A 15,035-nucleotide genomic window follows, 5' to 3' on the forward strand; every position below is an offset into this window, starting at 1 on the left:
GTTGCAATTAATACTAGTCATGGGCAAGAAAAAACAAAAATCAGAAGTTGATGTAGTGCTAATTGGTGGAGGTATCATGAGTGCTACTCTTGGTACGCTAATCAATGAATTGAATCCAGATATTAATATTGAGATTCTAGAGCGTTTGGACGTAGTGGCAGCCGAGAGCTCCGATGCGTGGAATAATGCGGGTACTGGTCACTCTGCTTTATGTGAATTGAACTATACCCCTCAACAGGCTGATGGTTCAGTAAAAATTGATAAAGCAATCAATATTGCAGAACAGTTTGAGGTTTCGAAGCAATTTTGGGCTTATTTGGTGGAAAAAGGGATTATTAAAAATCCTAAACACTTTATCCGAAAAGTGCCACACATGAGTGCTGTATTTGGTGCTGACGATGTGAAGTTTTTGAAAACACGTTTTGAAGCGATGACCAAAGAGACGTTGTTCAAAGGTATGGAATATACCGAGGACAAATCTTTACTGAATGAATGGGTTCCGTTAATGATGCAAGGCAGAGAAGGAAATGAACCTATCGCTGCTACTAAAATGGAAATCGGTACCGACGTGAATTTTGGTTCATTGACTAGAGATTTAATTGCTCATCTAGCTACGAAAAAAAATATAAATATTTCTGTTAATCAAGAAGTAAGAGATATAGAACGTGAAGATGATGGTCGTTGGGAAGTAGAAGTAAAAGACTTGAAAACAGGAGACAAACGTGAAATCAAAGCGAAATTCGTTTTCATCGGTGCAGGTGGTCACTCTCTTTTATTATTAGAAAAATCAGGTATTCCTGAGGCTAACGGTTACGGTGGTTTCCCTGTAGGCGGTCAATGGTTGAGATGTACAAACGAAGAAATCATCAAACAACACCAAGCGAAAGTATACGGTAAAGCGTCTGTAGGTGCGCCACCGATGTCTGTACCTCACTTGGATACACGCTATATCGATGGCAAACAAGCATTATTATTTGGTCCTTATGCTGGTTTTTCAACTAAATTTTTGAAACAAGGTTCATTCTTTGATTTGCCAGCTTCTATCAAATTGTCTAATATCAAACCGATGTTGTCTGCAGGTTTGGATAACTTAGATTTGACTAAATATTTGATTACGGAGGTCATGAAAAAACCAAAAGACAAATTGGAGTCTTTGAAACAATTCATGCCTACAGCTAAAATGGAAGATTGGGTAATCGAAAAAGCTGGTCAACGTGTACAGGTAATCAAAAAAGACCCAAAACACGGTGGTGTGTTAGAATTCGGTACAGAAGTCGTGTCAAGTGCTGATGGTTCTATCGCAGCTTTATTGGGAGCTTCACCAGGTGCTTCGACTTCAGTGGCTATCATGATTCATTTGTTGAAGAAATGTTTCCCTGAAAGAGCAAAATCAACAGAATATAAAAATAAACTTCGTGAAATGATTCCTTCATGGGGTCAATCACTGAATGATAATCCAGAACTTTGTGCGCAAGTTCGCGAGCATTCGCAACGCGTATTGAAAATGGACTAATATATAAGTAAAGAAACTTATGGGGTGCTAGAGTGGAGCCTAAATGGCTCTACTTTTTAAGCTGAGATTATACCCAATTCCGTCTATCGGAAGGAACCTGATCCAGGTAATGCTGGCGTAGGGATTAATTTCTAAAAGCTATCAAAGCATTTCCGTAAGTGTAGTTTTAAATTATTTTAACGCACTTAAATGGAAATTATCGACCAAATAATTAAAGCTTTTCAATCCACGTCCTGGTTGGAGAGGTTCTCTGTCCTTTGTGGAATTATCCAGGTATTACTGAGCAAAAACAATAAAGTTTCAAATTACCTATTTGGAATTTTAGGGATTATCTCAGGTATGTATGTGCTTTTCGGTGCAAAACTATATGCTGATATCGCACTAAATATGTATTATCTCGTGATGAGTGTCTACGGCTGCTGGTATTGGAAAACCAATAAAGAAGCAAGTGAACAACCGATTACATCTTGTACTTATCGAGAGTGGACAATTGTATTCAGTATAGTCATTGGAGCTTTTGTTATTCTATATTTTTCATTGATTACGTTTACAGATTCTGATGTGCCAATTTGGGATGCTTGGGTGTCTTGCACTGCATGGGCAGGGATGTGGCTTTTGGCTAGACGCAAAATTGAAAACTGGATTTTACTCAATATTAGTAATGCTTTTGCAATACCTTTACTAATTCACAAAGACTTATATTTATTTGCCTTGCTTACTACTTTCCTGTTTATTGTAGCTATTTTTGGCTATTTCAAATGGGCTAAAATCATGAAACTTGAAGCTAAACTTTCCTAATATGCACCTTGACGAACACACTATAGCCATAATCCGCGATACGCAAGCTAAATCTATTTCTTCAAAACAATTGGTCGCCGAACAGTTGGACTTGATTTATCAAAACAATTGGTTTAATATTTGGGTTCCGAAAGAGTACAAGGGTTTAGATTTAAGTTTAATAGAAGGATTTAGGTTACTTAAGAATTTAGCCTATCATGATGGTGGTTTTGCTTGGACTGTTACACTTTGTTCTGGAGCCAATATGTTTGCTGGATTTATCGAGCCTTCATTGGCAAAGGAAGTTTTTGAAAACCCAAAAGTTTGTTTTGGTGGGAGTGGCAGAGCAAATGGTAAAGCTGTTTTTGATGGTGAAAAATATCACCTTACTGGAGTTTGGCAATATGCTACAGGGGCACCGCATTTGACGCATTTTACGTTGAATGCTTTTATATACGATGGCGAGATTCAACGTGTAGATGAACAAGGTGAACCTATGGTGTATTCTTTCTTTGTGCCTAGAAAATACGTGCTAATTCATTACGATTGGGATACATTTGGTTTGGAATGTACGGCTTCACATAGTTTTTCGTTGGAAAATGTTGCAATAGATAAAGACTATGCCTTTCAACTAACGCCTTCATCGCGCAAAGTAGACAATACGCTACACAAAATTCCTTTTATGACCTTTGCGGAATTGACGTTGTTACCAAATTATTTGGGCATGTATAAGCGCTTTTTGGATTTGGTCGAAAAGTACTTTTTTGATAAATCCAAAAATCCTGATTGGGCAGAGAAATATAGCAAATCACGTTTTCGGCAAGTGTATAGCTATCAACAAAAGGCAGAACTATATGAACAAAAAGCTGAAATGCTTATTCTGCAACTTTGGGAGCAAGTTTCTGTTGATGCAGGAAATATCTCTCAAGAGTTATTAACTGAAATAGCAACCGAATCTAGAAGAATGGTTCGAGAAATCAGAGAAGCAGTAATTATATTATTTCCTTTAGTAGGAATCTCTGGAGCACAGAAAGATAATGAACTAAATATTGTTTTCCGCAATATCTTTACCGCTACGCAGCATAGTTTATTGAATTTGGAGGGGTAAGTGGTTTAATTATAATTGTTGTGCCATAAATGGATGATGTTGAGCAAATTCCATTTTGAAACTCTCAAGTCCATAAATTATAGAACTAATTTTTACATATTCTCCTGTTTTGGAACGAATTAAAATGTGCTTCATCGTATTGTTAATTTCGACATCATTTATATCATTCCAACTTATACTCTTGCTTTTTCCCCAAGCGTTATACACTATAATTGAATTAAAATCATAAATGACCCTGTGATTATAGTAGTACATAGTAAGATATATTGCTATGTACAAAATTCCAAGGATCATTGTACCAGAAAAGACAAAATCAAGTATTGAGGGATTTTCACCCATATCCCAATCCAAATATAATCCCAACGCGATGAAAAACAGAAATAATATTATAGTAAAATAGCCTAGAATTCCATAAATAACATTTGATTTCAATAGTTTTTTGTTATCTGAAAGAACCTCAACATGTAAAGATTTCTTTTTGGTATTAGAATTTACCCAACCAATAAAGATGAAAATTAAAACTGTAGCAATAATACTTTGTAAACTCATTATAGGTGGCTTATAGTTGATAAAGGGATATAATAAATTTAGTTGGTTATGAAATTTAGCAATCAAATTGTCTTTCTCCCATGTAAATTGTGTTATCTGAAGATAAAATAATTAGATAACGTTCTTCTTCATAATCGCGGGGGCTAGAGAAAATAAAATCAGGTAAACCGTCTCTGTCTAAATCTGAAATCATCAACAATTCCGTACTGGTATCGTTATATTCTGTTTGATGGATTAAGGTTAAGCCTTTTCGATATTTATCCGAAAACAATTTTAAGGTGTAATCGCCCTTAGGATTACTGCCGTTGTCACCGTAGAATTCAATTCCGTAAGCTTTTAATTTGTAGTGCTGGTCTTTAAAAGTAAAATTAAATGGAGAATTCGGCTTGATCATGGACGCTGTGAAAGCTACTGTATCCAATTCGCCATTTTGGATATTCGGGATAGCGAATAATAATAATGCGTTATTATTGGACTCCAATTGCTGTGCAGGATATCCAGAACAGGGATCTTCATTTATTTTGGATAAACTATACAAAGCATCTGCGATTTGGTAAACGCCATCTTTCTTGTGGATTTCTTTCCATTTCGTAGATGCCAGTTTATCTTTTAATTCTGTACTATTCAGTATTCTGTAAGTCGCGGGGAAAAGAATGACATCTTCAATACTTGCTAATTCCAAAACTTTCACGTCATCTAATGAACTATCTGCTATTGATTCAGGAAGTTCGATTACTGTAGAATCTTGCGACTTATCGTTATCATTATTTCTATTATTGTTACAATTCAAAAACAATAGTGTCCCCAATAAAATAGTTAGTGCAGAATTTCTCATAATCTAGTTTTGAATAAGTGCTTTTGCAATAATATCAAAAGATTCCAAACGTTTCTTTGCATCAAAGATATAATTTGTTGTCATTATTTCATCGGCTTGGTATTGATCTGCAAATGCTAAGACATCCTCACGAATTTCTTTTTCCGTTCCAATGAATGTACAGTTGACCATATTTTGCACGGCTTGTTCTATTTCTGAGATACCTTCATAGATTGGTTTTTCTGTTGGCGGAGAAAGCGGTTTGCGCAGATTAGTCAAAATTCCAGCGAACATATTGAACAAGCTAGTCGATTGAAAATGCGCTTCCTCTACAGTATCTGCTGCAACGATATTGACACAAATAATAAAATACGGTTTTTGTAAATATTGCGAAGGCTGAAATTTTTCGTGATAAATTTCTGTAGCTTGATTTAACATAGCAGGAGCGAAGTGCGCAGCAAATGCATAGGGTAATCCCAATTCAGCCGCTAAATATGCACTATCCGTACTCGAACCTAGTATATAAATCGGTATATCCAATCCTTCCCCAGGAAATGCACGGACTTTGGCTTGTGCATTATTCTCATCCAAATATTGTTGAAGTTCTTGAATATCATCTTTGAAATAAAATGAAGTATTTAGGTTATTGCGTCGTAATGCCATTGCTGTCACCTGATCTGTACCAGGCGCACGCCCCAGTCCCAAATCAATTCTTCCTGGATAAATACTTTCTAAAGTTCCGAATTGTTCGGCTATGACCAATGGTGTATGGTTTGGTAACATAATTCCACCAGAACCAACTCGAATTGTATTAGTTTTTCCAGCAATATGACCTATTAAAACCGAAGTAGCCGAACTCGCAATATGTGGCATGTTGTGATGTTCCGCAAACCAAAGACGTTCAAAACCTAATTTTTCGATATGTTGTGCGCCTTCTACAGCACGTTGAATCGCTTCTGAGGGATTGCTGTTTTTACAAATAGTAGCTAATTCTAGCGCAGAAATTTTCAATTTATTCATAGTAATTTAAAGATACAATGAATAGGAAAGAAGATTGTAAATTCTATGTCTTAATTAAATTTTTGAGCAATGTATGACAATGTGGTTCTCTGCGTAGTCGGTCACAAAGTAAAGAAAATCATTTCCGCCATCTTTGATTTTGAATTTCTTGCGAATGTCATCTACCTTAATAGGGAAATTTTTTGCAGCAACATTAGCTTTGGTAATCGTATTTGATTTTTTGAATTCTCCTAATGAATAGACATTTTGAATTTCGAAAATTCGTCCCAAAAAGTCATTTTCTATAGTATTTGAAGTATACAAATGCGTGTGGGTGTGCAATTTGAATAAACCAAATTCTTTGGCTATACTTTTGAAGGCACCAGCTTTTGTGACCGCTACATCAGGATCGTACAAGTATTTTAGAGGTTCTGAAGTCTTAACTAAAGCTGTTTTCTCTTCTTCTAAAGTGAAGGAAACATTTTGAAGTTCGTTAGAAAACAGACGAATCGCCGTTATCTTGGTTTCGCCATCATAGTTTCGATCTTGCAAGAATAATAATTCTTTACAATCGCCATCTAAACTAATAACGTAAAGTAATTTGACGTGTTTCAACTTTTGCAAAGCTGAATTGATATCCATTAAAGGAGAAAGTTTACACAAAATGTATCGCGATTTGCGGAAAAACATATCCTGCAACTCCACGATATTCGGTTCGCAGTCTTCTAGAAGGAATACTTTTGCATGATTAACACGACGAGAGGGGTCGATGTAAATGTAATCAATAGAATCATCTTCTTGATCTTCTACAAATTTAACACCATCGGTATGCAGAGGCACTAAATTTCGCACGCCCAATTGTTCTGCATTATGCTTTACAATGTGTGATAGTTTTTCGTTTAGCTCGCAATGTACGACGATTTCTGCTTCCTGCGCGATATAGCAACTATCTACACTAAATCCACCCGTTACGTCAACGACTTTGCTTCCATTTTGGATTAACGATTGCTTTACAAGCGCCGTATGTTCAGAGGAACATTGTTCCAAATTGATTTTATCCGGATAGTAGATGTTTGAAGAAAAAGCCCAAGTTGGAAGCTTTTTACAAGCACGTTGCCAGCCATCTATTTGCGCGGCTAATTCGGATGAAGAAACTTCTGGGAACGGACTTTTCTTAAAAGCAACAGCAGATGGTTCCAACTGTCTGATAGCTTTTATAAATTCCTGAACCTCTTTATTTAATATATTTCTATTCATTCAAATCTTTAACCAATATCTGGCAAGTATATTGATCCTTAAGTTCGCGAATTATTTCTTTATTTACTAATACTCGATTAATTGTTTGTTGATTATAGTAACGAATAGTAATCAATTCCAAACCTTTTTCTACTGAAACTTTGAATCTTTTTTCTAAATCTTCTAGCAACGCATCAATATTTGAACCGGTATTATCTACACTAATAGCAAAACTAATCGCACTATTGTGCATCATATTGATCTTAATACGGTGTTCGTGCAAGAGATTAAAAATATGCGATAAATTGTCTTCTACGATAAACGAAAAGTCGCGCGGTTGGATATTAATAAAAACCTGATCTACCTTAAATATAAAAGATGGAACGGGTAAAGTTTGATTTGTTGTACGGATCACTGTTCCTGTTTTTTCGGGATTAATGAATGAACGTACATTTAGTGTTATCTTCTTATTTTGTAGTGGTTTAATAGTCTTTGGGTGAATGACTGTTGCTCCGTAATACGTAAGTTCAATCGCGTCAGTATACGATAATTCTGGAATTAATTCTGTCTCCGCAAACCATTTAGGGTCGGCATTTAGTACACCAGGAACATCCTTCCATATCGTAATATCCTCTGCATTCAAGCAAGAAGCAAAAATAGCAGCCGAATAATCCGATCCTTCACGTCCAAGCGTAGTTGTAAAATTCTCTGATGTAGAACCGATAAAACCTTGTGTGATGACGATGTGTTCATCCAAAATTTCAGGTAAGTCACGACGAATTTTATCTTCTGTCAATTGCCAATTGACTTTTCCTTCACGATGCGTATTATCTGTTTGAATGTAATCTCGTGCATCAGTCCATTTCGCTTTCATTCCTATATGCTGAAGGTAGGAGGCAATGATTTTAGAAGAAAGTAATTCCCCTAATGAAACTATTTGGTCGTATAAATAATCGTATGAGTCTTGAGGTTCCTCTTCCAATATCCATTCCACTTCGACAAATGAGTTGGCTAACTCATTAAATATGGGATGGTTCGTATCTTCAAATAAATCTTGCAGTATTTGATTATGCTCATCTTTTATTTCATTCAAGTAACCGAAATAATCACCATTCTGATGAAAAAATGCATTGATAAGTTGCTCGAGTTTGTTCGTGGTCTTATTGACTGCGGAAACTACAACTAATAATTCCGAAGAATTATATGTGGATATGATAGAAGTTACGTTTTTTATGTTTTCAGCATTCTTTACAGAAGCACCACCAAACTTAAATACTTGCATGTATAATTTTCGTAATAAGGTTAATTCAAAGACTGCTTTATGCTGTTGATATACTTCTTCCCATTCGGATTCAATATTTTCTCAATATCCGAATAGGGTATTTCTAGAAGTGTAGGTCCTTCTGCATAAGGTCTAATTTCGTATTCATTAAAATATATGATTAAACTATTTTTGGTTAGTCCAAAATTATCGTTAATCGCAAAAGTACCATTTTCAAAAAAGAAATTCTTCGCTAATGAAACAGAATCTGCTAAATTTTCATTTTTTCTAAAATGTGATTCCGCAATTTTTGTCAGATCAGTGATTTTTTCCTTTTCTACAATGTCTTTTATTTCAATTTTCTTTTTATTCTGAATATCAATATTAGAAATAATAGTGTAATGATTGCCGTGTGCGCCTCCAGTATACTCATCTACTGCAGTAGACAATGTCATAAACAAGGGTGTAATGGTCCAAACTTCACTCTTCACATTTTTATACCAAGGGAAATTAATATTCCGTGTGCTACTTTCCTCTACGAATTCATTAAATCCCCAAATAAAAGATTGTGCAGCTAGCTCTGCCGACTCATCTCCATCCACTAAGATATACGGATGAATGATTTTGTTTAGAACTGTATCTTCAAAATGAGGATACGATATTTGATAATATGCAGTATCTATATTGTCGTCATTTTCTACTAAATATGAACTGATATCTTTATACGTTTTATAAGAATATATCAATGTATCAGACGATAAGCCGGCATGATAACCTTCTCCAATGGTATCTTTAGTTTGTTGAACACAAGAGCCAAAAGATAAAAGAATGAAAATGGATAAAATTTTGACCATATAGCTGTTAGGTTTAGTAACCTACTATTTTGCTTTAAAATGCTTAATTACTCTTTTGCCAAATAAAGTGCTTCCCAAACGGATCATATTACTACCTTGTTCGATAGCAATTTTGTAATCAGAAGACATGCCCATTGATAAAGTATCAAAGGATTCTTCTTTACGGAAATAACTTACCTTAATACCATCAAACAACACTTTCAATTCATAAAATTCCTCTTTTATAAATTTCTCATTGTCTGTATTTGTCGCAATGCCCATCAATCCACGAATACGGATGTTTTCTAATTCAGTAAATTCTTGGCTTTCTAACAATTCGATTAGCTCGACATGATCTAAACCAAATTTAGTATCCTCATCTGCAATATGAACTTGCAATAAACAATCAATAATACGATTGTTTTTTAGAGCGTGTTTGTTTATTTCTTTCAGTAATTTGATAGAGTCTACGGATTCAATCATAGAAATGAAAGCAGCAATATACTTTACTTTATTTGTCTGCAAATGACCTACCAAGTGCCATTCAATATCCTTAGGTAGCTTTTCATATTTATCTACCATTTCTTGGACAAGGTTTTCGCCAAAAATACGTTGCCCAGCATCATAAGCTTCTTGTATATCTTCTATTGGTTTTGTCTTAGATATTGCCACTAGAGTTACTCCCAAAGGTTTTAACTCATTATGTATTTCCTCAATATTTGCCGTAATGCTCATTATAAAAAACTATTTAAGAAGATAAATTATTATTTTACAAGATGTACCCAATAGAAGAGTATCATTTCGTATTTTTGTACAAATTTAAGCAATGCAAAGGTTATTATACAGCATATTTATATCGTTTTTTTTGATTCTATCTTGTGCGAAGTCAAAACCGAGTGGTGTAGTATCAGAAAGTAAAATTACTGAAGTACTTACAGAGGTTTCTTTACTTGATGGATATTTGAATTCGTTGCCATCAGATAGTGCTAAACGTGTTATGCCTGTGCTCTACGACAAGATTTTTCAAAAGTATAAATTAGATTCGGCAACTTTTGTCAAAAATTTAGACTTTTATTTTGGGAATCCAAATTTGACAGATAAGATTTATACAGTAGTAAATAATAATTTGAGCAAATTGGAGCGTGATTTTCATGTGGAAGATTCTGTAAGAAATGCTAGACAACAGGATTCTATGAATAGAATTAATTATTGGCAACGAGTATACAGTAGAAGGGAGAACTTGAGGTATTACAATGCAAGTGATACAGGCTATAAAAATTATTATGAATTTAACAGAAGAGCTATTAATAATTCAAATGTAGAGTTTATTAGTAATTATTTAAATCTATCTCCTACGCCAAATTTAATTATGCTACATAAAGATAGTTTGGCAAATTATATGCGAAAGTATAAATCTCCGTTTATTTATGTTGATACCACAGCACAAAAAGAGATAGAAAAGCAGCAATACAAAGTTCTAAGTAATACTTTTATCAATACTTTAAAAATATATCACCCATTAGGGAAATTCGCTGAGTCAGCACCATCACGCCCCGCAATGCGAGATAGTGCTCTCGTAGAAGTATTGCCTACGGAATTACAACCGATGGAGGCTCCAATTGATTCGGTATCAACCTTACAAGGTGAAGGCCCCAATACAGATCAACTGCGACAGCGAAGAGAAATGCTACGAAGTGATAGAATGGTCAAACCTGTAAATCGAGCGTTACCGCAATGATATATCCACAAAATGCCATAGATAAGTTAGGATTCTCAGAGATTCGGGAATTAATAAAAGAGAAGTGTTTGAGTGAGGCAGGTCGATTAATGGTAGAAAAAATTCAACCGCAAATCAAAACCGATCAAATTGATCGGTTCTTGCGTCAAACACACGAATTTAAACAATTACTGACGCATGATGAGCCACTTCCTGTGGATCATATTTATCCTATAAAACCTTTGGCTGAAAAAGCTAAGTTGGAAGGGGCTTTTCTGGTAGAAGATGAATTATATCGCATGCTTTTGGCATTGCGTACTGTATTCAATATAATTCGCTATTTCAATGATAGGGAAGGTCAATATGCGCATTTGGAGTTATTATTTGAGCATTTACCAATTGAGAAATCTATTATTCGTTCTATTGAACGTGTGTTAGATGAACGCGGTAAATTAAAAAATAATGCTTCTCGCTTACTTGAAGCTATCACGCATGAAATAGCGAAGTCTGAACAAGAAGCACGTAAACGTCTTGATATCGTTTACAGGCAAGCGCAAGCAAGTGGTTGGACGGCAGATGGCAATCTTACCATACGAGATGGACGATTATGTATTCCTATTTTGGCAGAGAATAAAAGAAAGCTAAAAGGTTTGATACATGATGAGTCAGCTACAGGACAAACTGCTTATATAGAGCCAGAAGAAGTCTTTCACTTAAATAATCGCGTGCGAGACTTGGAGTTTGACAGAAGGAGAGAGGTAATTCGTATTTTAACAGAATTGACTTCCGAGATACGTCCTCATGTACCACTTTTGCTTTCTTACCATGGTTTAATCACCAAGTTAGATTTTGTACGAGCAAAAGCTTTGTTTGCTATTGATTTGCAAGCGAATATGCCTTTGTTGGATAAAGAAGCAAGCATTAATTTGATTCAAGCGCGTCACCCAATATTGTATTTGAATTCACTACGTGAAAAGAATCAAGTGGTTCCTTTGAATATCAAAATAGATGCTATAGATCGTGTTATCTTGGTTTCTGGACCTAATGCGGGTGGCAAATCTGTTTGTATGAAAACGGTTGGTTTATTGCAGATTATGGTGCAATCTGGACTATTGATTCCTGCTGACGAAAGTTCGTCAGTTGGGATATTCAAGCAGATTTTTGCAGATATCGGCGATGATCAGTCTATTGAAAGTGACTTGAGTACCTATTCGGCTCATCTTTCCAAGATGAAACACTTCACTACTTTTGCGAATGCACGTACATTGGTCCTGATAGATGAATTTGGAACGGGAACTGACCCCCAATTTGGTGGTCCTATTGCGGAAGCAGTCTTGGAGCAATTAAATAAAAAGCAGGTTCGCGGTGTAATTACCACGCACTATTCAAACTTAAAATTATTTGCGAGTCATACAAAAGGTTTGGAAAATGCATCTATGCTATTTGATAATCAAAAGATGCAACCGTTGTATATTTTACAGATTGGCAAACCGGGTAGTTCGTATGCTTTCGAAATAGCACAAAAAATAGGACTTGCAAACGATATTTTAGAATCTGCTAAGCAAAAAATTGGGATTCAACAAAAAAAGGTTGATACGTTGTTAGTTGACCTCGAGCGTGACAAAAAAGAAATTGTTGACACTAAATATGCTATTAGTAAACGTGAGCGTGAGCTTGCTGAGCTCAAAGCTAAATACGAGAATTTAAATTCAGACATAGAGGCTAACAAAAAAGAAATTATTCGTAAAGCAAAAGAAGAAGCTAAACTAATCCTGAAGGATGCAAATAAACTTATCGAAAACACAATTTCAGAAATCAGATCTGTAAGGGCTGATAAAGATAAAACCAAAGAAATTCGTTCGAAACTGAATAAAAGTTTAGATCAACACAACTCTACTTTGCAAAAGGATATAAAAAAACCGTCTGTGTCTAATACTAGTGTAACTACAGAGCTTGAAGTGGGAGATTGGGTGCGTATAGAAGATTCCAATTCTGAAGGTGAAATATTAGAGATTACTAAAAGCAACAGTTTAATTATCGCTTTAGGTGAACTCCGTACGGTTGTTAAAAAGAATCGTGTTACAAAATTACGTAGCAAGGAAAAATCAAAAGCTATCAAACGCCAAACTTCTGTTTCTACTGAGTCTGCAGCTGATTTTTATCCCGAAATAGATGTGCGCGGAATGCGTACAGAAGATGCGTTGCAAAAAATTGAATTGGTATTAGATAGAGCTGTGATGATAGGTTACCCTACATTGAAAATTATTCATGGTAAGGGTGATGGTATTTTACGAAAGTTTATTAGGGATTATTTGCGTAAATATAATCATGTTTCCCGTTTTGAAGATGAACACGCAGATAGAGGAGGAGATGGTATTACATATGCTTATATTGGTTAATTCAAGAGGAAGAAGGAAGTGAATATAGAAGAATTAAAAAAAGAATTATTAGGGAAAACTTTCTCTGAAAAAGTGCAGATTAGTGAAGATCAAATTGTGGTCGATGTACCATTGTTTCTCAAAATACAATTTATTGAACTGGAACAATGGCAGCGAGATATAACAAAGTGTCCTGCCTATGTCCGCTTAATGAAGTTTAAAGAGGCGATAAGTAACTAGTAGTAAGCATTTCTAAAGCCTTATAAAATTAGTGCTTTATTTTTTTCATTTACAAAAGGTTAAAGATATTATTCACCTTGACTGTTTCATAAGCCGAAAATAAAAAGCTATTACATTGGTATACAAACATTCAATAGAAAAATAGCTCGGAATTTTCCGAGCTATTTGGCTTTTATAACATTTTTTTCTTGTCTTTATTCGCTTTCACGAGTCTATAACTTATGTATAGCAGGATTATCCATACGGGTATTAATTCTACAGATATCTTTAAGTCTGTCAGCCACATTAACCCCAATACGCCAAACAAAAATATCAACGTAAGGTAATTGCTTATAGGATAGAATAGACTTGGAAATTTAGTCTTTTCATTGGCTTTGCTTTTCTGCTTTTTGAAGTATAAATGTGTCCAACAAATCATAATCCAATTAATAACTAGTGAAGAAACAACTAAAGACATCAAAATACCAAGTGCTTCTTCGGGCATTATTTTATTGATAATAATACAAATACCCACCAAAACTGCTGAAACCATTAATGCAGAAATAGGAGCGTGGTTTTTATTTAATTTTTTCAAAAATTTAGGCGCATTTCCTTGTTCTGCCAAGCCATAAAGCATGCGGGAATTGCTATATACGCAACTGTTATATACTGAAAGAGCTGCTGTTAGGACAATTACGTTAAGTACATTAGCAATGAAACTCATGAAATCATAAGTCTTTCCAAATACGGTAAAATGCTTGTCATTCAATATGTCAAATACTTCTACGAAAGGACTTGTGTTTGCTGTAATAGATCTCCATGGCATCAATGAAAATAATATAAATAAAGCGCCTACGTAGAAAATCAATATACGAATCAAAACTTGATTGGTCGCTTTTGGAATATTTTTCTCTGGATTTTCAGCCTCAGCAGCTGTTATGCCTACTAATTCTAACCCTCCAAATGAAAACATAATAATCACTAAAGCAGCTAAGAGACCTTGAAATGAACCATCGGAATTTTGTTCAAACCATCCTTTTGGGAAGAAACCTCCATCATTAACCAAATTTCGGACTGTAGCGTGCTCACCCTCAGCTCCTGAGATCAGAAGATAAGCCCCAAAGATAATCATAGCTATAATTGCAGTTACTTTGATTATAGAAAACCAAAATTCTGTTTCACCATAAACCTTAACTGATGTAAGATTCAATGCATTAATTACCACAAAGAAGAAGAGGCTGGATGCCCATAATGGTATCTCAGGCCACCAAAATTGTACGTAGACACCGATTGCTGTAAGTTCCGCCATACTTACTAGGATATAGAGTATCCAATAATTCCAACCCGAAGCAAAACCTGCAAATGGACCCCAATATTTATTCGCAAAATAGGAGAAACTTCCGGATACAGGTTCGTCTACGACCATTTCACCCAGTTGTCTCAAAATGAAAAAGGCGAAAATCCCCGCTATAGCATACCCCAATATAACAGACGGGCCAGCTAAAATAGCAGCTTTTCCAATTCCTAAGAATAAACCTGTTCCCACAGCTCCACCTATAGCAATAAGCTGAATATGTCTATTGCTCAAACCTCTTTTAAGTTCTTTTTCTTTGTTTTCCTCCACTGTAAAT

14 protein-coding genes are annotated in these 15,035 nt (G+C 35.2%); 6 read left to right on the forward strand and 8 right to left on the reverse strand.

What is annotated here, in order from left to right; genetic code table 11:
• Nucleotides 1–19: 19 nt before the first annotated feature.
• The 3 genes from GOQ17_RS05980 (at nucleotide 20) to GOQ17_RS05990 (ending at nucleotide 3,398) form a co-directional block, all read left to right on the forward strand.
• Nucleotides 20–1,513, forward strand: coding sequence for a malate:quinone oxidoreductase (locus GOQ17_RS05980; RefSeq protein WP_159636265.1), 1,494 nt, complete (start codon nucleotides 20–22; stop codon nucleotides 1,511–1,513).
• 189 nt (nucleotides 1,514–1,702) lie between these two features.
• Nucleotides 1,703–2,311: a nicotinamide riboside transporter PnuC gene (gene pnuC / locus GOQ17_RS05985; RefSeq protein WP_159636266.1), complete on the forward strand. Its 609-nt coding sequence runs from the start codon at nucleotides 1,703–1,705 to the stop codon at nucleotides 2,309–2,311.
• 1 nt (nucleotide 2,312) lies between these two features.
• Nucleotides 2,313–3,398 (forward strand): acyl-CoA dehydrogenase family protein, encoded by a 1,086-nt coding sequence (locus tag GOQ17_RS05990; RefSeq protein WP_159636267.1) that lies wholly within the window; start codon nucleotides 2,313–2,315, stop codon nucleotides 3,396–3,398.
• 9 nt (nucleotides 3,399–3,407) lie between these two features.
• On the opposite strand, the gene GOQ17_RS05995 is transcribed toward GOQ17_RS05990, so the two are convergent.
• The 7 genes from GOQ17_RS05995 to GOQ17_RS06025 are packed head-to-tail and all read right to left on the reverse strand — an operon-like array spanning nucleotide 3,408 to nucleotide 9,825.
• Entirely contained in the window at nucleotides 3,408–3,947 is a 540-nt protein-coding gene (locus GOQ17_RS05995) for a hypothetical protein (RefSeq protein ID WP_159636268.1), read from the reverse strand.
• Nucleotides 3,948–4,002: 55 nt separating this feature from the next.
• Complete coding sequence (locus GOQ17_RS06000; RefSeq protein ID WP_159636269.1) at nucleotides 4,003–4,782, reverse strand: hypothetical protein; 780 nt, start codon at nucleotides 4,780–4,782, stop codon at nucleotides 4,003–4,005.
• 3 nt (nucleotides 4,783–4,785) lie between these two features.
• Nucleotides 4,786–5,781, reverse strand: coding sequence for an LLM class flavin-dependent oxidoreductase (locus GOQ17_RS06005; protein WP_159636270.1), 996 nt, complete (start codon nucleotides 5,779–5,781; stop codon nucleotides 4,786–4,788).
• Between the two features lie 54 nt (nucleotides 5,782–5,835).
• A complete protein-coding gene (locus tag GOQ17_RS06010; protein WP_159636271.1) occupies nucleotides 5,836–7,017 on the reverse strand; it encodes a THUMP-like domain-containing protein in 1,182 nt (393 codons plus the stop codon).
• Nucleotides 7,010–8,278 carry an aspartate kinase gene (locus tag GOQ17_RS06015; protein WP_159636272.1) on the reverse strand — a complete coding sequence of 423 codons (1,269 nt, stop codon included), beginning with the start codon at nucleotides 8,276–8,278 and terminating at the stop codon, nucleotides 7,010–7,012. Before GOQ17_RS06015 ends, GOQ17_RS06010 begins: the two co-directional genes overlap by 8 nt.
• A 20-nt stretch (nucleotides 8,279–8,298) precedes the next feature.
• On the reverse strand, nucleotides 8,299–9,111 hold the full coding sequence (locus tag GOQ17_RS06020) for an RsiV family protein (RefSeq protein ID WP_159636273.1): 813 nt from the start codon (nucleotides 9,109–9,111) through the stop codon (nucleotides 8,299–8,301).
• Nucleotides 9,112–9,135: 24 nt separating this feature from the next.
• Nucleotides 9,136–9,825: a YggS family pyridoxal phosphate-dependent enzyme gene (locus GOQ17_RS06025; RefSeq protein WP_159636274.1), complete on the reverse strand. Its 690-nt coding sequence runs from the start codon at nucleotides 9,823–9,825 to the stop codon at nucleotides 9,136–9,138.
• A gap of 91 nt (nucleotides 9,826–9,916) precedes the next feature.
• Between GOQ17_RS06025 and GOQ17_RS06030 the strand changes: the two genes are divergently transcribed.
• The 3 genes from GOQ17_RS06030 to GOQ17_RS06040 are packed head-to-tail and all read left to right on the forward strand — an operon-like array spanning nucleotide 9,917 to nucleotide 13,425.
• Nucleotides 9,917–10,828 carry a DUF4296 domain-containing protein gene (locus GOQ17_RS06030; RefSeq protein ID WP_159636275.1) on the forward strand — a complete coding sequence of 304 codons (912 nt, stop codon included), beginning with the start codon at nucleotides 9,917–9,919 and terminating at the stop codon, nucleotides 10,826–10,828.
• Entirely contained in the window at nucleotides 10,825–13,206 is a 2,382-nt protein-coding gene (locus GOQ17_RS06035) for an endonuclease MutS2 (RefSeq protein WP_159636276.1), read from the forward strand. Before GOQ17_RS06030 ends, GOQ17_RS06035 begins: the two co-directional genes overlap by 4 nt.
• Nucleotides 13,207–13,224: 18 nt before the next feature.
• Entirely contained in the window at nucleotides 13,225–13,425 is a 201-nt protein-coding gene (locus tag GOQ17_RS06040; RefSeq protein ID WP_159636277.1) for a DUF6965 family protein, read from the forward strand.
• Between the two features lie 172 nt (nucleotides 13,426–13,597).
• Here the strand turns inward: GOQ17_RS06040 and GOQ17_RS06045 are convergent, their stop codons facing one another.
• On the reverse strand, nucleotides 13,598–15,028 hold the full coding sequence (locus GOQ17_RS06045; protein WP_159636278.1) for an amino acid permease: 1,431 nt from the start codon (nucleotides 15,026–15,028) through the stop codon (nucleotides 13,598–13,600).
• Nucleotides 15,029–15,035: the final 7 nt, after the last annotated feature.

Source organism: Sphingobacterium composti (assembly GCF_009829075.1).
Classification (GTDB): domain Bacteria; phylum Bacteroidota; class Bacteroidia; order Sphingobacteriales; family Sphingobacteriaceae; genus Sphingobacterium; species Sphingobacterium composti.